At 70.9% G+C, this 21,612-nt stretch carries 12 protein-coding genes; all 12 read right to left on the reverse strand.

The window, feature by feature from the left end; all coding sequences use genetic code 11:
* Positions 1 to 43 precede the first annotated feature (43 nt).
* From ACFVZH_RS30875 to ACFVZH_RS30930, 12 genes are read right to left on the reverse strand one after another with little or no spacing between them, the layout of a single operon-like run.
* Positions 44 to 1,948: a condensation domain-containing protein gene (locus tag ACFVZH_RS30875; protein ID WP_384902438.1), complete on the reverse strand. Its 1,905-nt coding sequence runs from the start codon at positions 1,946 to 1,948 to the stop codon at positions 44 to 46.
* Positions 1,933 to 3,273 (reverse strand): PLP-dependent aminotransferase family protein, encoded by a 1,341-nt coding sequence (locus ACFVZH_RS30880; protein WP_384902440.1) that lies wholly within the window; start codon positions 3,271 to 3,273, stop codon positions 1,933 to 1,935. The genes ACFVZH_RS30875 and ACFVZH_RS30880 overlap by 16 nt, the downstream gene beginning before the upstream one ends.
* The gene (locus ACFVZH_RS30885; protein ID WP_384902441.1) at positions 3,270 to 4,628 is read right to left on the reverse strand and encodes an ATP-grasp domain-containing protein; all 1,359 of its coding nucleotides are present in this window, start codon (positions 4,626 to 4,628) and stop codon (positions 3,270 to 3,272) included. The genes ACFVZH_RS30880 and ACFVZH_RS30885 overlap by 4 nt, the downstream gene beginning before the upstream one ends.
* Positions 4,625 to 5,449: a hydroxyethylthiazole kinase gene (gene thiM / locus ACFVZH_RS30890; RefSeq protein WP_384902443.1), complete on the reverse strand. Its 825-nt coding sequence runs from the start codon at positions 5,447 to 5,449 to the stop codon at positions 4,625 to 4,627. Before thiM ends, ACFVZH_RS30885 begins: the two co-directional genes overlap by 4 nt.
* Positions 5,446 to 6,708 (reverse strand): glutamate-5-semialdehyde dehydrogenase, encoded by a 1,263-nt coding sequence (locus ACFVZH_RS30895; RefSeq protein WP_384902444.1) that lies wholly within the window; start codon positions 6,706 to 6,708, stop codon positions 5,446 to 5,448. Before ACFVZH_RS30895 ends, thiM begins: the two co-directional genes overlap by 4 nt.
* Positions 6,705 to 7,616 carry a U32 family peptidase gene (locus tag ACFVZH_RS30900; protein WP_384902446.1) on the reverse strand — a complete coding sequence of 304 codons (912 nt, stop codon included), beginning with the start codon at positions 7,614 to 7,616 and terminating at the stop codon, positions 6,705 to 6,707. The genes ACFVZH_RS30895 and ACFVZH_RS30900 overlap by 4 nt, the downstream gene beginning before the upstream one ends.
* 56 nt (positions 7,617 to 7,672) lie before the next feature.
* Positions 7,673 to 10,837 (reverse strand): amino acid adenylation domain-containing protein, encoded by a 3,165-nt coding sequence (locus tag ACFVZH_RS30905; protein ID WP_384902448.1) that lies wholly within the window; start codon positions 10,835 to 10,837, stop codon positions 7,673 to 7,675.
* A 29-nt stretch (positions 10,838 to 10,866) separates the two neighbouring features.
* A complete protein-coding gene (locus ACFVZH_RS30910; protein WP_384902450.1) occupies positions 10,867 to 13,932 on the reverse strand; it encodes an amino acid adenylation domain-containing protein in 3,066 nt (1,021 codons plus the stop codon).
* Entirely contained in the window at positions 13,929 to 14,732 is an 804-nt protein-coding gene (locus tag ACFVZH_RS30915) for a thioesterase II family protein (RefSeq protein ID WP_384902452.1), read from the reverse strand. The genes ACFVZH_RS30910 and ACFVZH_RS30915 overlap by 4 nt, the downstream gene beginning before the upstream one ends.
* Positions 14,693 to 15,937 (reverse strand): MFS transporter, encoded by a 1,245-nt coding sequence (locus ACFVZH_RS30920; RefSeq protein WP_384902454.1) that lies wholly within the window; start codon positions 15,935 to 15,937, stop codon positions 14,693 to 14,695. The genes ACFVZH_RS30915 and ACFVZH_RS30920 overlap by 40 nt, the downstream gene beginning before the upstream one ends.
* Entirely contained in the window at positions 15,934 to 19,776 is a 3,843-nt protein-coding gene (locus tag ACFVZH_RS30925) for an amino acid adenylation domain-containing protein (RefSeq protein WP_384902455.1), read from the reverse strand. Before ACFVZH_RS30925 ends, ACFVZH_RS30920 begins: the two co-directional genes overlap by 4 nt.
* A gap of 1 nt (position 19,777) precedes the next feature.
* On the reverse strand, positions 19,778 to 21,502 hold the full coding sequence (locus ACFVZH_RS30930; protein WP_384902457.1) for a condensation domain-containing protein: 1,725 nt from the start codon (positions 21,500 to 21,502) through the stop codon (positions 19,778 to 19,780).
* Positions 21,503 to 21,612: the final 110 nt, after the last annotated feature.

A 21,612-nucleotide genomic window follows, 5' to 3' on the forward strand; every position in this document is an offset into this window, starting at 1 on the left:
GGCCGACCTGGCATATCGCGATGCTGGAGGGCCGGTCACCGGGTCACCGGCCCTCCAGCGTCACCGGCCCTGCATCACCCAGCACACGGGCCAGCCGGGCCGGGGTGGGCAGCTCGAAGATCTGGCGGGGTCCGATCTCCACACCGAACGCCGAGCGGATCCGTCCCACGAGCCGGGCGGCGAGGAGCGAGTGGCCGCCCAGCTCGAAGAAGTCTCCGTCGGCGGGTACCGAGGGAAGGCCGAGCAGCTGGGCGAACAACTCGCGGAGCACCGTGACGTGGCGCGGCTCCCTGTGCGGCACGACACCGCATGTCGCGGGCGGCAAGGTGTCCACGGCCTCCAGGAGGGAGGGGGTGACCTGCACGTGTCCGACATGGCGCCTCCCCCGGGAGAGTTCGGCCACCAGTTCGCCATAGGTGAGGCGCTCCTCGAAGAGTCGGGCATCCGTGACCTCGAGAACCGGAGCGGTCGGAGCGGTTGGGGCGGCCCATTGAGTCGTGAGGAGATCCCGCTCCCGCTCTCCTCGAAGATCGAGCTCCCGCAGGGCCGTGTCGGGCCGCTTCGCAACCTCGCGCAGGATCGATGCGTAGCGCTCCTCGATCAACTGCACGGCGGATTCGTCGAACAGGTCTGCTCGGTAGCGCCAGACACCCGTGTAGTCGCTGCCCCGCCGTGCCAGGGCGAGGCTGAGGTCGAGCGTGGAAACGTCGGCGAACAACTGCCGGTACGACAGGGCCAGCCCCTCCAGCCGCGGCTCCTCGAACTCGGTGTTGTCCAGCTGAAACAGCACTTGTACCAGCGGTGCGCGGCCGGGTTCGCGTTCTGGACGGACCGCTTCCACCACCTTGTCGAACGGGACATCGGCGAATTCCATGTCGTGGAGAAAGCACTCCCTGACCCGGCCGAGAACGGCTGCGAAACTGTCATCGGGGTGGACGGTGACCCGTAGGGGCAGCGTGTTGATGAACACCCCGAGCATGGTCTCGGTTTCGGGCAGGTCGCGGCCTGCGACGGGCGTACCGACGACGAAGTCCTGTTGGCCGGATCCGGACCACATCAGGACGGCGAACGCGGCCATCAAGGTCATGAACGTCGACGTGCCTTCGCCGGCGCCGGCCTGCTGCGCGGCCTCGACCACTTCTCCTGGCAGGAGTCCCGAGTGGACCTGGCCGGGCCGTCTGCGGTGGTCGGCTCGTGGCCGGCTCATCGGCAGGGTGGTCGCGGGGCTCGCCCCGACCAGCCGCTCGCGCCAGTGCGCCAGACCGCGTTCCAACGTCGCACCCGACATGTGGGCGCGCTGTCGCAGCGCGAAGTCGGCGTATTGCATGGGCGGTTCAGGCAGGCTCGGACCGCTCCCGGATGCGAAGTCGGCGTACAGCGCCGACAGCTCACGGTTGAGAACGCCCTCGGACCAGCCGTCCGCGACGATGTGGTGCATGCAGAGCACCACGGTGTGGTCCTCGGCCGCCGTACGCAGGACGTGCCACGCCACCGGCGCTTCCGCCCCGAAATCGAATCGCCGCGCGAGCCGGCCCCGGCCGAAGCGCTCGGCTTCGGCATCCGGGTCCGCACCGGCCGGCATGTCGATGACCGGGAGCGCGACCTCCTCGTACGGGAGTACCACCTGCGTCAGGGTGCCCTCGTCGCGCACGACAGTGCGCAGCACCTCGTGGCGCCGACTGAGCTCTGACACGGTCCGACGCAGTGCGACGATGTCGAGCTTGCCGCGCAGGCGCAGCAGGAAGACGGAATTCTCCTGCGGGGTGCCGGTGTCGAACTGTTCCGCGAGCCACATACGCTCCTGGCCGAAGCTCGCCGGTAGCACCGCGGGGCGCGGCGTTCCGAAGCTTCGACGGCGTGCCCTCCTGGCCAGCATCCGTTCCTCGAGGGCCGACCGCCCGGCCTGGCCCACCTGCGGGGCACTCTGCCCGCTCACAGGTTCTTCCATGCCTCATGCTCCTTCGGTCCGGTCTGCTCACCCAGGCCGTGGCTCCGGACGTCGGCGACCATCGCGACAAGCCGGTCCAGGCCCGTGTCGATCTCCGTCGGAGTCAGCGAGCTGCTGGACAGCCTCATCCCGGTGGGCTGTTCACCACCGTGGAAGAAATGGTGCATGGGCGTCCACAGCACCTTGTACCGGTCCGCCGAGTACTCGAGGAGCGCGTCGCCGACGGGGAAGTCCGTGGTGAGCACGACGAAGAAGCCCCCCGCCGGCACATTCCACGACACGCCGTACTCGTCGCGGGCGTCCGGGCCGAATCGCTCCGCCAGACCGGCCACGAGGTACGCGATGTTGCGCCGGTACGCCTCGGTCTCCCGCGAGTTGGCCCCTTCAAGGCTGTAGCCGTGCTCCAGCAGGCATCCGGCCGCGATCGCCTGGGTGACCGGAGAGGTGTTCACCGTGACCATGCTCTTGATTCTGGCGAGCTGGTCCGCGAGCACGGTTCCGGGCCCGGTCCGCTGGTCCGCCAGGCAATAGCCCACCCGCACCCCCGGGAAGACCGTCTTGGCGAAGCTGCCCACGTGTACGACCCGGCAGTCGGCGTCCTGGGCCTTCAGCGAGGGGAGCCGTCCTGCGCCACCGATCAGGCGGTACGGACTGTCCTCCACGATGAGCAGGTCCAACCGGTCGGCGAGCTCCAGGAGGCCGGCCCGGACCGTCTCGCCCATGGTGGCGCCGGACGGGTTGGCGAAGTCCGGTACGACGTACAGGGCGCGCGGTCGTAGTCCGGCTGCCCGGGCCGAAGTCACCTGCCGGATCAGATCGTCCAGGTCTATGCCCTCGGACCCGTCCTTCACCGGCAGCACACGGATCCCCGCGAGCGCCGCAGCGCCCATGAAACCCGAGTAGGTGGGTGAGACGGCGAGCAGCACATCGTCGGGATGGCTGTGCAGGGCCCGGGCCGTTATGTACATGGCTTCCTGGCACCCGACCGTGGTGACGATCGCTTCCGGGTCGGCGCTGATGCCCTCGTCGCGCAGCAGATGTTCGGCGATCACCTCCCGTGCGATCCCTTTGGCGGGCCCGTACTGCATGAGCCGGCGCCGGACCGCGCTGTCGGAGAGGCCGACGGTGTCCCGCAGGTAGCGCCGGTAGACCTCGATGTGGCGCGGGATGCTGTCGGCGTCGAAGTGCTCCTCGGACGGCCGCCCGGCGGCGAACGAGACCGCGTCGGGATAGCGTTCGGCGACCTCGCTGAGGAAGTTCATGGCGTCGAAGACCGAATCGGCCGGCCCGGGGAAGAGTGCGGCGGGCGGAATGTGGTGCGTCATGGGCGTGCCGCCCCGGCCTCGTCGGTGCGGCGCAGTCGCGTCTCGTACCGGACCCTGTTCGCGCTTCGGCACACCGCGTCGACCGAGGGGCCCTCGAGGTACATGCGGACGATCCAGTTCGGCTGTTCGTCGCCCACCCCGTGCATGGGCCATCCGTGGGTGCGTTCGTCGAAGGCCGCGATGCGTACGGAGGGTTCCATGAGTGTGGCGGGTGGCGGCTCGATCCCCCTGTACCCGAAGGGGGTCGGGAGACCTTCCAGGTACTCGCTCGCGTACAGGTGCACTGTCGCGGCCGCGGCCCGCTCGGCGTCCGGTCCGGGTTCCAAGGCGGGCGGCAGGGACGGGGTCGCGTCCAGCAGCGCGTCCGCGAGCAGACCCACCAGATCGGTGCCGTAGGCCCGGTCGCTCTGATCGACGATGGTGCGGCCCGGGTAGCGGGCGGCGATCTCGATGATCTCGCACTGTCCGTCCGCCATCAGCTTGAGCTCCACGTGGGTGCCACAGGTGCGCAGGCACAGGGCGTCGACCGCCCGGCGGGCAGTGTCCAGAACCCTGTGTTGCGCGTCCGGCGTCAGGGAGGTGGGCGAGACATGGGCGCTCTGGGTGAAGGGAGGAACCTTTGGCAGCACGTCCGTGATACCGAGGGGTACGTACGTCCCTTCGACGACAAGCCCCTCGACGCAGATCTGGTCGCCGAGGCCCGGTCGGACGTACCAGTCGCCGGTGTCGCCGACGAGCCGGCTTTCGACGAGCATGGCCCGATCGGGGTCGGCGGGCATACCGAAGGCCGTGTAGCCGGCCAGGCTTTCCGCCAGGACCCGCTCGGCTTGCGCCGCGTCCTCCACGAGCCTGATGCCGACTGCGGACATGCCGTACCGCGGCTTCACGAGCACTCCGCCAGGTCCTGAGGCGCCCAGGACGCGCACCACGTCGGCCGGTCCTGTGACCTCAGCGAATTCAGGGGCGCGGAATCCCGCCGAGGCGAGCGCCTGGCGCATCAGGAGCTTGTCGCGAGCGCGCCGCGCGCCGGCCGGTGAGGCGCCGCGCAGACCGAGGGTCTCCGCGGCGATGGCGACCGGTACGGTCCACAACTCGCTGAAGGTGAGGACGGCGTCCGCCTGCCACGTGACGGCGGCATCGACGATCCTGCGAGCAGCCTCCTCCTCGTCGCTGACGTCCCACCCGCCCTCGTCGAACATGACGGTGACCGCTCCGTTGTCGGGCACACCGAGTGTCGTCGGGTCCCAGCGCTCGGGCCTCGGAACATAGAGGGCCACGTCCGACCGTGCCCGCAGAGCCGGCAGGGTGTAGGCGGGCGCGGGCCCTCCGAGATCGTGCACCAGCAGGGTCTTCACGCGTGGCTCTCCGCTCCGGCCGCTGTCATGTCCGAGTCCCGCAGTGAATCGAGGGCGTTGTAGAGCTCGGGGAAGAAGTAGCCCGGGCCCCGGCCCGCGGCGGCGGCCAGCTCACCGGCCCTCGAGAAGGCACGGGTCCCTTCGAGGGCGGCGCCGAAGGGGTCGGCGGCACCCACCGCGAGGAACGCTCCGAGCACGGCCGTCCGTACGCTGCCGGTGCCGACCACTCGGCCCATGACCGGGTGACCGCCGGTGACCCGGATCGTGCGGGCCCCGTCGCTGACGTGGTCGGTGACCCCGGAGAGGCTGACCACCGTGCGCGTACGAGTGGCGGCCCGGGCTGCCACCTCGTCCGGCGGCAGGGCGGTGGAGAGCGAGTCGGCGCCGCGGGAGGCGGCCTCGATCCCCGCCAGGACGGCCAGCTCCGCGGCGTTGCCGGAGATCAGCGTGACGGCGCCCGTGTCGACAAGGCGGCGGACCAGCCGGGCCCGGTACGAACTGGCGCCCGCGCCGAGGGGGTCCAGCACCACGGGGATTCCCGCGTGCGCGCACGCCTGGGCCACGGCCACGGCCGTGTCACCCGAACCGGGCACCGACGTGCCGATGTTGATGACGACGGCGGAGGCCGTCAGCGCCACTTCGACGGCCTCCTCGGGCACGTGCGCGAACAGAGTGGCCGCTCCGAGCGAGTTGACCGCCTGGGCGCAGGCCGGCATCGAGACCAGATTGGCCATCAGGTGCACCAGCGGCCGCGTCTCCCTGATCGCTGCCAGCGAGCCGCGGATCGTGCTCTGCCGAGGTGTCTGTGCCGGGCTTGTCACGGGGTCTCCCTGATCTGTCCGTCACCACTGATGACGTACTTCTCCGCCATGAGATCGCGCACGCCGAGCGGTCCGCGGGCGTGCAGTTTCTGCGTCGAGATGCCGAGCATCGGGCCGGTGCCGAACTCGTATCCGTAGGTGAACCGGGTAGAGGCGTTGACGTAGACGGCGGCCGCGTCGACGGCGTACTGGAAACGCCGGGCATGCTCGTACCGCGTGGTCAAGATGGCTTCGGAGTGGCCGGTGCCGTAGGCCGCGATATGGGCGATCGCCTGCTCCACGCCGGGTACGACGCGCACGGCCAGCACCGGGGCCAGGTACTCGGTCGCCCAGTCCTCCTCGGTGGCGGGTTTGACCAGCGGGTGAGCCCGGACCGATGCCTCGCATCCGCGCAACTCCACTCCGGCGTCCGACAGTTCGCCGAGAAGCCTGGGCAGGTAGTCGTCGGCGTGGGAGGCGTGGACCAGCAGCGTCTCGACGGCGTTGCACATGCTCGGATCCGACAGCTTGGCGTTGGCGACGATGCGGGAGGCGGCATCGAGATCGGCCTCCTCGTCGACGTACACATGGCAGTTGCCGCCGCCCGAGCTCAGCACGGGATACCGCGAGCGCTCCCGCAGTTCCGCGAGGAACCCCTCACCTCCTCTCGCCACCACGAGGTCGACGGGCTCGTCACCCGTGACCAGGTCCCAGATGGCGGACCGATCCGGGGACTCGAGCTGCCGCACGATGTCCGGGTCGAGACCCTCGGCGCGCAGCGCGTCGCGCGCCACGTCGGCGAGAACACCGTTGGTGTCCGGGCAGTCGCCGCTGCCGCGCAGCAGTACGGCGTTCCCGCTTTTGATCGCCAGGGCCGCGGATTCGAGTGTCACCTCGGGGCGGCTCTCGTAGATGACGGCGAGGACTCCGAGCGGCACCCTCATCCGTCCGACCAGAAGGCCGTTGGCTTGACGGGACAGGTCCCGTACCGCGCCCGCCGGGTCGTCGGCGTCGGCGAGGTCGCGGATTCCCCGGACGATCCGTTCCAGGCGGGCCGGTCGCAGCAGCGCGCGGCCGGCGGGGCGGCCGCTGTCGGAGCGGGAGGCGAGCGCGTCGGCCTCCGCCTTGTTGCGGGCGAGGATGTCGTCCAGCCGGGCCTCGGTCAGTTCCGCGATACGGCGCAGGACACGCTGTTTGTCCCGCGGGGTCAGGTCGCCCGCCCCCCGGGAGGCGACCCGGGCCGCGCGTACGTCCTGGGCCGTCGTGGTACCGGCGCTCATGCGACACCTGCCGGATCGCAGACGGGCGCCTGGGCCGGGCTCTGCCTGAGCTCGGGGGCGAAGCGCTCCAGCACCTCGCGCACGATGGCCACCTGGTCCGCCATGCGTTCACCGTCGCTCGCGTCGGTGAACTGACCGTGCTCGCGCAGGACCGAGTTGCCCGACTTGAGGTAGACGGGACGCGCCATCCGGACCATGTCGGGCGCTTCATAGGTGCGGACGAACCCCCCTGAGCTGGGCGGGTTGTCCGTGTGCAGGTCGATGGGGATGGAGATCTGCCCCCTGATCGCCCGGATCGTACCGAGCGGCAGGTCGCGCACGGGGTTGACGCTGTCCGCGCCCAGCCGTTCGAGCAGCCGGGCCGACACCGGATTCGCGCAGCCCATGTGCGCGGACGCCTTGAACCACACGTCGGGTGGTAGCAGACCCTGCCGGCGGGCCTCGCCCACCACCGACAGCAGACCTTCGTCGTACACGACGAATCCGCGTATCCCGAGATCGACCCCTCGCAGGATGTCATCCAGGGCGCGGCGGATCTGGTCCATCCCGCGCAGCCGGTAGCCGAGGTAGCTCCCGTGCGCCGAGGACCGGCTGGCGCTGGTGTCGTACGTGGCGCGCGGCCCCACCGACATCAGCAGGGAGATCCCTTCGTCGCGGGCGAGGGCCACGTAGTCGGCGAGCTCCCGGCGGGTGTGCCGGAACATGCCGAGGGTCTCGGTGACCCGGTTGACGGTGGTCCGGTGCACCTGGCTGCGCCTGACCAGTGCCTGGAAGGTGGCGAAGCCGTTCACCACGGGCACTTCGGTCCGGTAGTCGCCGCCGTCGGGGAACCGTGCACGTGAGGGGGTGAGGTGAGTGGGGTCCTGGTCCGGCAGGTCGAGGGCGGTCAGCAGGTCGGACGCGAGCATGGCTGAGCCTTTCGTTGCAGGGGGTTACGGGGTACCGGGGGGGCAGTTCGTCGGGATCAACTGCCTTGCGCGGCTTCGAAGGCCACCAGTGCGGTGACGAAATCGCGGAGTACCGGAGCGTTGAAGAGGATGCGGACGGGAACCGGCAGGTCCAGTTCGGCCCGGACCCGGGCGATGATCCGTGACGCGAGGAGCGAGTGGCCGCCCAGTTCGAAGAAGTCGGCCCTGCGGCCCAGTTCGCCCCGGTCGAACACCTCGCCCCAGATGTCGGCGATCAGCTCCTCCAGAGGGCTGAGCGCCTCCGCCTCGGCACTGTCGGGCTGTGGCTTCGCCGCCGGGCCCATGGCGGCCAGCAGGTCGCGGTCGGTCTTGCCGTTGGGCAGGGTCGGCAGCGCGTCGAGGACGGTGATCCGCGCGGGGACCCAGGCCGCCGGGAGGGCGGCGAAACAGACCTCCCGCAGCTTCTCGGGGTCGGCGGCTCCGCCGGCCGCAGCGGTCACGAAAGCCACCAGTTCGCGCCCGGCCGCCGCGTCGTCACGGGGGACGACCACGGCTTCGGACACATCGGGGCAGCCGCTCAACACCGCTTCGACTTCGGCGGGTTCGACGCGGAAGCCGCGGATCTGCACCTGTCGGTCCAGTCGGCCTCCGAAGCGCAGCTGTCCGTCCTCTCCCCACCAGGCCCGGTCACCGGTCCGGTACATCCGGGCCCCCGGCTCCGTGGCGAAGGGGTCCGGGACGAACCGCTCGGCCGTCAGCCCCGGCCGTCCCCCGTAACCACGGGCCACTCCGGGCCCGCCGACGCACAGCTCGCCCGCCACCCCGTGCGGCACCGGCCGCCCCGCACCGTCCAGCACGTACACCCGGGTACCGGCCACCGGCGTACCGATCGGCACCGAGGTGCCCACCCGTCCCTCGACGATGCGGTGATGGGTGGCGGCAACGGTGGTTTCGGTCGGTCCGTATCCGTTGAGGAGCACCCGGCCCACGGCCCAGTGTTCGGCGAGGGCAGGCGCGCACGGCTCTCCGACGGAGGACAGGACGCGCAGCTCGGGAAGGGGTTCGTCCACCAACGCCGCGAGCAGGGACGGCGGCAGGGTGGCGATGGTGACGCGCTGGGCGCGGAGCCAGTGCGCCAGCTCTTCCAGGAGGACCGCTCCGGTGTCCGCGTCCAGTGGAGGGACCCACAGGCTTGCCCCGGACGCGAACGCGATCACCAGCTCGAAGATCCAGGCGTCGAAGCTCGGTGACGAGAAGGACAGCACCCGGTCCTCAGGAGTGGCGCCGAAGCGTACGCCGGCTTCGGCGGCGAGTCCGGCGAAGCCCCGGTGGGGGACGACGACGCCCTTGGGCCGGCCGGTCGAGCCCGAGGTGTACACCACGTACGCCGCGTTCGCCGGCACCACACCCGCGTCCCCACCGAACGGGACTCCCCCCGCCCAGTCCACATCCTCCACCCGCAACACACCACAACCCACCGGCAACCGGTCCACCCACCGACCCGACGTCACCACCAGAGCAGGCGCCGCGTCATCCACCATGAACCCCAGCCGCCCCACCGGATACCCCGGATCCAACGGCACCGCCACCCCCCCGGCCCGCCACACCGCCAGCACGGCGACCACCACATCGACACCACGCCCCAGACAGACCCCCACCCTCACCTCAGGCCCGACACCACGCCCCCGCAACACCCCCGCCAGCACACACACCCGACGGTCCAACTCCTCATACGACCACTCCACCCCCTCCCCCACCAACGCAACCCCACCCACACCCAACCCATCCACCACAAAGTCATACGCACACCGCTCGACGGAACCACCGGACCGGCGGCCGCTCCGGTCCTCCAGAAGGGTGCGGCGCTCGATGTCTCCCAGCCCGTCGAGGTCGCCCACCCGGGCCTCCGGGTCGGCGACCAGCAGGTGCAGCAGTTCCTCGAATCCCCGCTGAAGGCGCGTGATGGCGGCTTCGTCGAGCAGATCGGTGTCGTAGTCCCAGACCGCCTCGTACCGCCCCTTCTCCTTCATCACCGAAAGGAGGAGGTCGATCGGCGCGGGGGCGCTCTCGACGGGCAGGACCGCCACCTCGACGCCTTCGTATCGAACGGTTTCGATGTCCACGTCACTCAGCTGGAACATCACGTCGCACAGGGGCTGGCGGCCCGGCTCGCGCACCGGCTGAAGCTCTTCGACCACCCGCTCGAAGGGCACGTCCTGGTGCGCGTAGGCATCGAGGGCGGTGTCCCTGGCGCGCAGCATCAGCTCCCGCAGGCTCGGATCGCCGGAGACGTCCAGGCGCAGCACGACGCAGTTGACGAAGAACCCGATGAGGTCCTCGAGTTCGGCCTGCGGGCGATTACCGGTCAGATTGCCGATGGCCAGGTCGTGGAGGCCGCTGCGCCGGCTGATGAGCAGGCTGTACAGGGCCAGCAGGGCGGCGTTGAGCGAGGCGCCCTCACCGCGGGCCCAGCTGTCGAGCCTCTCCATCACGTCGAGAGGGAGCGGGAAACGCAGGTCTCCGTATCGGCCCTGGCGACGGCCGGGCTCGGCGGACAGGTCGATGCGCGGCGGAGGGTTGTCGCCGAGCGTGTCCCTCCAGAAGGCGAGCTGCCCGGCGTACTCGCCGGCCTCCATCTGCTCCCGCTGCCAGATCGCGTAGTCGGCGTACTGGATCGACAGCTCGGGCAGCGGGTCGGGCTCACCCCGCATGAAGGCCCGGTGCAGGGTGGTCAGCTCGCGCTGAAGCACCCGCTGGGACCACGCGTCCCCCACGACGTGGTCCATGACCATGAGCAGGACATGGTCGTCCGCCGTCACCTTGACGAGGTGGTTCCGTACCACCGGCCCCTTCTCGAGGTCGAAGGGACTGCGCAGCTCCCGCAAGCGGAAGCGGTGCAGTTCGGCCTCGGGATCGGCGGTGTCGGTGAAGTCGACGTGCTCGATGTGCACGGGGGCTTCCGGCGGGGCGATCACCTGGAAGAGCCGGTCGTTCTCCGTGGTGAAGGTGGTGCGCAGCACTTCGTGCCGCCGGAAGACCGCGCGCACGGCCCGTTCCAGGACCTGGACGTCGAGGTGTCCGCTCAACCGAAGCCCCAACTGGATGTTGTAGTCCGGAGCGTCGTCCTCCATCTGTTCGATCACCCACATCCGCTCCTGCGCGAAGGAGGCGGGCATGACGTACGTGTCGGCGTCGTCGACGGGATCCACGGTGCTGTTCATGGCGCGGGAGACTCCTCGGTCTCGTGGGGTCAGTCTCGGACGAAACGTGCACGGGAGGCGCGGCGGATGGTGCGGACCGGGGCATGGCCCAAGTTGTCGATGGCCGCGGCCTGATCGCGGAGTACGGGTGTGTCGTAGATGGCGCGGGGCGGGAACTCGACCGCCAGGCGGGTCCGGATGCGGGCCGCGCACCGGGCCGCGAGGAGGGAGTGGCCGCCCATACCGAAGAAATCGGCGGCGACGCCGAGCCCGTCGCGCTCGAAGATCTCCTGCCAGATCTCGATCAGCACCCGCTCGGTGTCCGTGGCCGGCCGGTCCTCCTGCCCGGAGGCGGCGCCCGCGGTGCGGGCGTGCTGCGCCGCCATGGTGGACAGCGCCTCTCGGTCGATCTTGCCGTTGACGGCTCGGGGCAGTTCGTCCAGCGGGGCGATCGTCTCGGGAACCATGTGGGCGGGCAGTTCCGCTGCCAGTGCGGCGGCGAGCCGCTCCTGTCGGCCGCTGCCCGGTTCGGCCAGGAGGACGAAGGCGGCCAGGCGAACACCGCCGGTTTCCCCGGCGCTTCCGTAGGCGACCACGGCGGCTTCGTCGACTCCGGGCAGCGCACGCAGCCGATGCTCGACTTCGGCGGGTTCGACGCGGAAGCCGCGGATCTGCACCTGTCGGTCCAGTCGGCCTCCGAAGTGCAGCTGTCCGTCCTCTCCCCACCAGGCCCGGTCACCGGTCCGGTACATCCGGGCCCCCGGCTCCGTGGCGAAGGGGTCCGGGACGAATCTCTCGGCCGTCAGGCCCGGCCGTCCCCCGTAACCACGGGAGACCACGCTGCCGCCGACGCACAGCTCGCCCGCCACCCCGTGCGGCACCTGCCGTCCCGCACCGTCCAGCACGTACACCCGGGTACCGGCCACCGGCGTACCGATCGGCACCGAGGTGCCCACCTGCCCGCGGTGCGGGCCGTGGCAGGCGGCCCAGATGGTGGTCTCGGTCGGTCCGTAGCAGTTGAAGAAGGCGCGTTCCGCGGCCCACCGGCGGGCCACCGCCGGTGGGCAGACCTCCCCGGTGACCATGACGATCCGCAGGTCGGGCAGGTGCTCGTCCTCCAGTACGGACAGGGCGGCCGGAGGGAACATGGCCACGGTCACCCGGGTGGTCCGCAGGTGCTCGGCCAGCCGGACCAAGTCGGGTTCCGGCCACGGCAGAGCGCAGAGGGTGGCTCCGGCGGCGAAGGTCAGGAGTAGTTCGAAGATCCAGGCGTCGAAGCTCGGTGACGAGAAGGACAGCACCCGGTCCCGGACCTGGATGCCGAAGCGGCGGCGCTGCTCGGTGACCACGGCGCCGAGACCACGGTGGGGGACGACGACGCCTTTGGGCCGGCCGGTCGAGCCCGAGGTGTACACCACGTACGCCGCGTTCGCCGGCACCACACCCGCGTCCCCACCGAACGGGACTCCCCCCGCCCAGTCCACATCCTCCACCCGCAACACACCACAACCCACCGGCAACCGGTCCACCCACCGACCCGACGTCACCACCAGAGCAGGCGCCGCGTCATCCACCATGAACCCCAGCCGCCCCACCGGATACCCCGGATCCAACGGCACCGCCACCCCCCCGGCCCGCCACACCGCCAGCACGGCGACCACCACATCGACACCACGCCCCAGACAGACCCCCACCCTCACCTCAGGCCCGACACCACGCCCCCGCAACACCCCCGCCAGCACACACACCCGACGGTCCAACTCCTCATACGACCACTCCACCCCCTCCCCCACCAACGCAACCCCACCCACACCCAACCCATCCACCACAAAGTCATACGCACACCGCTCGGGCAGCTTCGCCGTCATCGCACGGTCCCCCTTGCTCTCTTCGCCGCCCGCCGCCCTGACGAGGCGCACCGGCGCGTACTCGAATCCGGAAATGTGATGGGACGGCACTCTCCGGACAGGGCCGACGCGCTCGACCGTCTCCACCCGGCGTGCCAGCTCGGCGAGGAAGGAACGCAGTTCGGCGCGGGCCAGAGCGCTGCCGAGGCAGTAGTGGCCGCCCAGTCCCAGGGCCAGGTGGCGGTTGGCCCTCCGGTCCGGGCGGAACCTGTCGGGGTCCGCGAAGACCTGGGCGTCCCGGTTGGCGGAGGGGATCCACGCCACGACGCTCTGGCCCTTCTCGATCCGCTGACCGCCGAGCTCCGTGTCACGGGTCGCCGTGCGGAGGATGTGCGTGCCGGGCGTGGTCCACCGAAGGACCTCCTCCACCGCGCTGTCGATCAGCTCGGGTTCGGCCCGCAGCCGCCGCCATTGCTCCGGTTCGCGAGCGAAGGCGAGGACTCCACCGACCATGGCGTGCCGGGTCGTCTCGTTCCCACCGGAGATCAGGCCGTCACAGTTGAGGTAGACCTCCTCGTCGGTGAGCGGCGTGCCGTCCACCGTGCCGTGGACGAGTGCGGAGATGACGTCGTCCCGGGGGTCGCGGCGCCGCTTCTCGGCGAGGTCGGCGTAGTACAGGAGGATCTCGGTGTGCGAGGCGATGGCGTCCTTGCCCGCCGTGCCGTTCCCCTCCATCGACTCGAACGCCACGCGGGTGTGCTCCAGCATGAACTCCCAGTCCTCGCGCGGCACGCCCAGCAGATCGCAGATGACGGCGACGGGCAGCCGGGCCGCGACCTGCGCAAGGTCGCACTCCTCCTTCACGAGAGCCTTCTCGAGCAGCTCGGCAACGGTGCGCTGCATGGTGTGCTCCAGCCGGCGCACGGTGCGGGCGGTGAAAGCGGAGCCGATGATCCGCCGGATCTTCCCGTGCCGTGGGGCGTCGGTGACGATCAGCAGCTTTCCGGAGGCTGCCGCGACCGCCTCGGTCTCCGCCTCGAGACGGATGCCCTGCGCGGAGCTGAACAACGCTCCGTCCCCCAATACCTGGGAGGTTTCGGCGTAGGTGGTGACGGACCAGTAGGCGGTTCCGGTGGGGCGGACGCTCCAGTGCACCGGGGCGTTCTCCCGGAACCACCGCCACGCGGCGTGTGGATCGCCGCTCGCGTGGAGCATCGGATCCGCCAGGTCCACGAAGCCGCCGTCCGGGGCGGGGTATCCCCTCGTCATCGTGTCGTCCCCTCCGCGTGGGCACCTGTGGCCAGGAGGGCGGTGTCGGCCGCGACGAGCCCGGCCAGGTCCGCCAGCAGGCCCGACGCGGGATCGAGGTGGTAGAAGTGGTCTCCGGGATACATCCGCCGGGTGAATCCGGCGGCCGTGTAGCTTCTCCAGCCGTCGAGCAGTTCGGTGCTGATCGTGTCCCCCGTCGCCCCGAGCACGGTCGTCGGGCACGGCAGTGGCGGTCCCGGCCGGTGGCGGTACGCACGGCCGGCGGCGTAGTCACCGCGCAGGGGCCGGAGCAGCACCTCGCGGAGTTCGGGATCCTCGCGCACCCAGGCCGGTACCACTCCGGAGGCGATCAGGCTCTCCACGAGCTGGTCGTCGTCCATCCCCTCCGGGTCCGGCCCGCCGCGCCGCAGATGGGGCGCGGGCGTAGCCGAGACGATCAGACGGCGGGGCCACCGGTCGTACCCCTCACCCAGCCGACGGGTCAGCTCGTACCCGAGGATCCCGCCCATGCTGTGCCCGAAGACCACGTAGGGGCGATCGAGACGGGCGAGCAACGGGGGGACGAGGGCTTCCACCATGGCGCCGATGTCGGTCATCGGCTCCTCTGCCCACCTGGTCTGGCGACCCGGTAACTGCACGGCGAGCAGCCGGGCATCGGCACCGAGTGAGTCCTGCCAGGCCCGGAACTGTCCGGCTCCCCCTCCCGCGTGATGGAAACACACCATCAACAGGGGCGGCTCGACGGCGACCGGCCATTCGATCAACCAGGGCGAACCATGGTTCGTTCGCGTTTCTTCCATAACCGACTTCCTTGATCACGTTGCGAGTTCCTGCGCAGACCGAGATAGGCCGCCGCCACGAAGACGACCGCGGACATCGAGGCCATGACCGCCCAGAGGTCCACCACCGAGACGAACCACGCCCCGACCACGATGGACAGGGTCTGCGGAACGCCGTTGAGCATGCTGAACGCCGCGTGCACGCGGCCCTGCAGATGGGCCGGGCTCAGCCGCTGGCCCATCGTCACCAGAGCGACCAGGATCCACGGCACGGCGGCACCGCACAGGGCCACACCCGCGCACACCGCCGGGAACGAGGGCAGGGCGAGCAGCAGGGCGCCCAGGGCGTAGGAGGCGAACCCGGCGGTGGCCGCACCGCGCTCACCGAACCGGCGGACCGCCCTGCCCGCCACGAGTCCCGCGGCGATCGCACCCGCGCCCTGCACACTGATCAGGACGCCGATGAAGTCCGGCGAGCGGTGCAGCCCGTCCACGATCGCGTAGAGAGCGGTCTGGGGGAAGCCGAAGACGGTCATGGTGAGCATGCTCGCCACCATCAGCCGCCGCAGATCGGGGACGCCCCTGATGTGCAGGACCCCCGCCCACAGCCTTCGGCCCCATGCCTCGTGTTCACCGTCCGCCGGGCCCTGTGGGGCGGGCTCGTCCACGCGTGTCCGTGCGAGGGCCGCGACAGCGACCGCGAAGGTCAGCGCGTCGACGATCACCACCCAGTGCGGCCCCACCGTGACCACCGCTCCCGCGCCCGCCAGCGGGGCCAGCAACTTCAGTCCCTGTCTGGCCACTTGGAGGAAGCCGTTGGCCTCCGCCAGCAGGTGGGCGGGGAGCAGCGCCGGCAGCAACGCCGTCTGCGCGGTTTCCAGCAAGCCGGCCGCCGCGCCGTACAGGAACATGACGGCGTAGATGATCCAGATGTCGTCCTCGTCGTGGACCGCGAGCAGGGACAGCACCAGCAGCCCCGTCACGACATTCGTGACGATCATGAGCGGACGGCGCCTGACCCGGTCCACCAGCATGCCGCTCAGCGGCGCGAGCAGCTGGCCCGCGACGAAGGCGAACATGACGAGGCCGGCACTGCTGCTGCTGCCGGTGAGGATCTTGACCCACACGCCCATGCCCAGCCACAGCGCGCTGTCACCGAAGAGCGAGAAGACCTGGCCGATCAGGTAGGCGCGACTGTCGCGCGACGCGAAAAGGCGCAGCATCATCCAGCGGCCTTCCGGTCGCTCTCCGTCAGCCTGGACAGCACCGCGCCCAGGGTGGCGAGAGGTGCGGGGTCGAGCATCTGGTGGTGCCCGCAGTCGACGGCGTGAACGGTCAGGCCACCGCCGCCGAACCGCTCCCATTCCTTCGGCTCCTTGCCCTCCGGTTCGGTCGCGGCGGCGGCCCGGAAGTGGACGATGTCGATCCCGGAGCCTCGCGGCGGCTCCGTGCGCAGGATCTCGACCGCGGTCTCCGCCGTCATGCGGACCCCCTCGACCGCTTCTTCGCCGAGGGCCGCGAGCTGCTCCGGGGGTGTGCCGTCGGCGGCGAACCCCACGTCCTCCAGGACGCGGCGCAGCATCTCACCCGGGTCGGGCAGGAGGGCCGTGTCCGCCGGCGGATACGAGTCGAGCAGAGCGAGGAACTCGACCTCTTCTCCCTCCGCGACCAGGTGTGCGGCCACGGCATGCGCGATGTTGCCTCCCACCGACCAGCCGAGCAGCCGGTAGGGGCCCACGGGCTGGACGGTCCGGATGTGCTCGGCGTAGTCACGCACCATGTCCGCCGGGCTCTGCCGCCCTGCCTCGGGCCTGCCGACCGCACGCGACTGCAGGCCGTGGACCGCTACACCGGGGTCGAGATGGGGCAGCAGTCGCGCGTACGACCAGGCGAGACCGCTCGCCGCATGCACACAGAACAGCGGGCGGCCGTCGCCGCGACGCAGCGGCAGCACCACGTCGAGCCCGATGTCCGGGCCGTGCCCCTCCAGCCTGAGGGCGAGCGAGTCCGCGGTCGGCGCTTCGAAGAGCGTGCGGACGGAGACTTCGGCTCCCAGTACGGCCCTGATCCTGCTGAGCAGACGCGTCGCGAGCAGGGAATGCCCGCCGAGCTCGAAGAACCCGTCGTCCACGCCCACCCGGCTCAGGCCCAGGACCTCGGCGAAGAGCGCGCAGAGCACCTCCTCCTGAGCGGTTCGCGGCTCACGGCCCGAGCGCTGGTGGACGGGAGCGGGCAGGGCCGCACGGTCGAGTTTTCCGTTCGGCGTGAGAGGCAGCCGCGGCAGCTGGACCACCGAGGACGGAACCATGTGGTCGGGCAGCAGGCCCCGGACGAACCTCCGCGCCTCCGCGGCGTCCAGCACCGTGTCCGGGGACTCCGTCACCGCGTACGCGACCAGTCGCTTGTCCTCGCGGCGGTCCTCGCGCACGACCACCACGCACTGGGCGATGTCCTCGTGGCGCAGCAGCGCCGCCTCGACCTCGCCCGGCTCGACCCGGAAGCCCCTGATCTTCACCTGTGCGTCGAGCCGGCCGAGATAGTCGAGTTGCCCGTCGGCCCGCCACCTCGCCCGGTCGCCGGTGCGGTACATCCGTCCGCCCGCGGCACCGAACGGGCACGCCACGAAGCGCTCGGCGGTCAGCGCGGGCCGTCCCAGATAGCCCCGGGTCACCCCGGCCCCGGCGATGTACAACTCTCCCTCGACCCCTACGGGCACGGGGCGCAAACGGCGGTCCAGCACGTACACCCGCGCGTTCGGGACCGGACGGCCGATGGGCGGCGCTCCCTCGCGCGGTCCGTCGGTGTGCCGCCAGGACGTCGAGTAGGTGGTCGCCTCCGTCGGGCCGTAGATGTTGGTGATCAGGCTGCCGGGAACCCGGCCCTGGATGGCGTCCACCAGAGCCCGTGGCAGCGCCTCACCGCCGAGCACCACATGCGGTGCGTCGAGCTCCGTGCGCCCGCCCGTCAGCACGCTCGTCAGCGCCGAGGGGACGCCGCCGAACAGGCTCCCCCGCCAGCGGTCCCGCTCCAGCAGCGCGAAGAGGTCGTCGACGAGCTCCAGACAGCCCCCGTGCGCCAGTGTCGCGGTGATCTCGAGAACGGAGACGTCGAAGCTGAGGGACGTGGCGGCGAGGGTCTTCGCCATGCCCTCCGGACCGAAGTGCTCGGTCACCGTGGCGACGAAGTTGACCGCGTTCGCGTGCTCCACCACGACTCCCTTGGGTGTTCCCGTGGAGCCGGAGGTGTATATCGCGTAGGCCGGGTGGCGTGGCAGCAGCGGGCTCGGCCGATCCGTGTCCCGGATGTCGCCGGCGTCGCGCCGCTGGGTGTGGCGCAGGGTCGGCTCGTCGTCCAGGTCGAGGCGCGGCAGACCGGACGGCAGCACGGGGGCCTCCGCCGTGACGACGGCCAGCAGCGGCCGGGCGTCGTCCAGCATGTGCCTGATGCGCGCCGCGGGGTAGCCCGCGTCGACAGGCACGTACGCCGCGCCCGCCTTGAGCACGGCCAGCAGGGCCACCACCGTTTCGGGCTTCCTGGGAAGCACCAGAGCCACCCGGGTCTCCGGTCCGGCCCCGCGGTCCAGGAGGACCCTGGCGAGCTGGTTCGCCCGGCGGTTCAGTTCGCCGTACGACAGCACGCTTCCCCGGTGCACGACCGCCGGTGCGTCGGGAGTCCGTGCCGCCCAGCGCTCGATCAGTTCGGGCAGGGTCGTGTCGGGGACCGCGAGGGCGGTGTCGTTCCAGTCCACCAGGATCCGGCGGCGCTCCTCCCCGGTGAGGACGGAGAGCTCGGCGACCGGTCGCTCCGGGTCGTCGAGAAGGGCGTTGAGCGTGTGCAGAAGCCAGTCGCAGTACCGGGTCGCCGTCGCGCGGTCGAAACGGTCGGGCCGGTAGTCCAGGCGGACGCGCAGTTCCTCGCCCGGGGCGCAGACGAGGGTCAGGGGGTAGTGCGTCGCGTCGAACCCTCCGGCAGTCACGAGCCGGGCGGAACCCAGGTGCCGGTCGGCATCGCCGACGGGGTAGTTGTCGAATGCCATGGTGGTGTCGAACAGTCGGCCGATCCCCATCCGCTGCTGGATCTCGGCCAGGCCCAGATGGTGGTGTTCGAAGAGGTCGAGCTGCTCGTCCTGCACCCGTTCCAGCAGGGTGAGCACGGTGTCGTCGGCCGTCACCCGGATGCGCACGGGCACGGTGTTGATGAGCAGCCCCACCATGGTCTCGACGCCGTCGACGTCCGCCGTCCGGCCGGAGACGGTCATGCCGAACAGCACGTCGTCCTGACCGGTGAGCTGGCGCAGGACCAGTCCCCAGGCCACTTGGACGACGGTGTTGAGCGTGACGCCGTACCGTCTGCCCAGATCGGTGAGTGCCGCGGTACGGGAGGCCGGGAGGGCGCGCACGACCCGCTGGGGGACGACCGTGCCGGCGCTGCCCGCCTCGGGCGACACCAGGGTGGGGCCCGCGATGCCGTGCAGCGCGCGGGACCACGCCTCCGCCGCCTCCTCGGTGGGGATGTCGGCCAGCCAGTCCAGGTAGGAGGTGAAGCTGGGGGCCGGCTCCGGCTCGTGTCCTTCGTACAGCTGGAAGAGCTCGTCGACGAGCAGGGACGTGGACCAGCCGTCGAGGATGATGTGGTGGTTCGTCAGCACGAAGCGCCACCGCTGCTCCTCGAGGCGGATCAGCAGGAAGCGGATCAAGGGCGGGTCGGCCGGGTCGAACCGCTCGCGCCGCTCCTCCTCGGCGATGCGGGCGGCCTCTTCTCGCGCGGCGGCCGGATCCGGCTCCCGCAGTTCGATCTCCCTCCAGGCCATCGGGGCGTCGGGGAGCACGAACCGAACGACCTCGCCGGACGCGTCGGTGCGGAATCCGGAGCGCAGGATGTCGTGCCGGCGCAGCAGCGCACGACAGGCGTCCCGCAGGGCGAGGCTGTCCAGCACACCGTCGAAGTCGAGGGTGAGCTGGATCGTGTAGACGTCCTGTCCGTCCTCGTCGAAGGCCGTGTGGAAGAACAGGCCCTTCTGGAGTGGGGTGGGCGGGCCCGGTCGCTCGTGAGGCGCGGTGGTCATCTCAGGCTTCCTCTTCCTGCACGTTCGCGGTCAGTTCGTCCAGGGCGCGGAACCAGTGGTCCGCCAGGTCCTCCACCTGGTGTCGTTCCAGCACGTGGCCCGGGTACGCCCAGCTGACGTGCAGTTCGGGTCCGTCGGCCCGGTGTACGGCGAGGGCCGAGACCTCGAGCAGGTGGGTGAGCGGCAGGTCCGGATCGCCGCCGCTGTTCACCGCCCCGGCCTCGGGGGCCAGCCCCCAGTCGGCGTCGTCCGGACGGTCGAACGTACCGAGGTAGTTGAAGAGGATCTGCCGCTGACGCAGCCGGCCCAGGACCGGTGCGGTGTGCGGGTCGAGGTAGCGCAGGATGCCGAATCCGAGTCCCTTGTCCGGCATCGCGTCCAACTGTTCCTGCAGGGCTCGGGCCTCGGCTTCCGCGCCTCCCTGCGCCCCGCCGAGACGCACGGGGAACATGCTGGTGAACCAGCCGACGGTGGAGGACAGGTCCAGGCCGTCCACGATCTCTTCCCGGCCGTGGCCTTCCACGTCCACCAGGAACGGTTCCGTGTCCCGGGTCCGGCCGGCCGCCCGCCACCGGCCGACGGCCACGCTCAGCGCGGCGAGCAGAACCGCGTTCACCCCCGTGCCGAGCGCTGAGGGCACCCTCGTCAGCAGCGGTTTCGTGCGTTCCGCCGTCAGGACGCGGACGACGGTCGCCTGGGTGCTCAGCACATCGCGACCGGAGACCAGTCCGGCGCCCTCGACCGCGTCGTCCGCTCCGTCGAACAGCTTCTCCCAGAACGGGAGTTCCCCGGCTCGCTCCACCGCCTTCCGCTTCAGCAGACCACCCCACTCGGCGTACGCGAGCAGGGGGCCCGTGGTGTCCGCGGCCGCGCGGCGTGCGGTGTCGTCGGCAAGGGAGCTCCAGGCGTCACGCAGGTCCTGGAGCAGGATCCGCCAGGAGACTCCGTCGACCACCAAGTGGTTGATCATGAGCAGCAGCCGCCCGGGGCTGGTGGGGCCGGCGTCGAACCACACGGCTTGGAGCATCGTGCCGCTCTCCGGCGCGAGGCGCTGTCTGGCCCGGTCCGCCTCGGTGCGGATCAGGCGCTCGTACGCCGCCTCGTCCAGCCCGGCGGCGTCGACGCGCACGATCCCCTCGTGCAGGGTGACCGATCCGCGCGGCTGCACCTCGAATCGCCATCCGGGGCCGCGTCGGAGCCGCATGCGCAGGGCGTCGTGGCGGTCGACCAGCGTCGTGAGGAGGGTGCGCAGCCGGGGCGGCGTCAGGTCGGCGGGGGTGCGGACGCATACCGACTGGTGGAACCCGTCGACGGGTCCGCCCCGCTCGCGCTGCCAGTGCAGGATGGGGGTGAGGGAGCCGGCGTCGTCAGGGGTCGGTGAGCCGGGTCCGCCCTGCTCCTGCACCGTCTTCTCCGGCTTGGGCTGCCTCTCGCGCGCGTGCTTGGCGAGGCCGGCGACGGTCTTGTGGCGGAATACGTCTCGGGCGGAGATCGCGACGTTGCGCGAGCGGGCCCGCGCGACGAGGCGGATGGAGACGATGCTGTCACCTCCGAGGTCGAAGAAGTCGTCGTCGACACCGACCCGTTCCACCCCCAGGAGCTCCGCGAACAGACCGCACAACAGCTCCTCCATCGGCGTACCCGGCCCCCGCGAACCCGACGCCTCCACCACCACCGCCTCCGGAACCGGCAACGCGGCCCGATCCACCTTCCCGTTCGACGTCAACGGCAACCCCTCCGGCAACACCACCACCGCAGGCACCATGTAGTCCGGCAACACCTCCCTCACCAGCCGCACCACATCCCCCGCAACCACCCCACACCCCTCACCCGGCA

Origin of the sequence: Streptomyces sp. NPDC059534, from assembly GCF_042743475.1 — a bacterium.
In the GTDB taxonomy this organism is placed as follows: domain Bacteria; phylum Actinomycetota; class Actinomycetes; order Streptomycetales; family Streptomycetaceae; genus Streptomyces.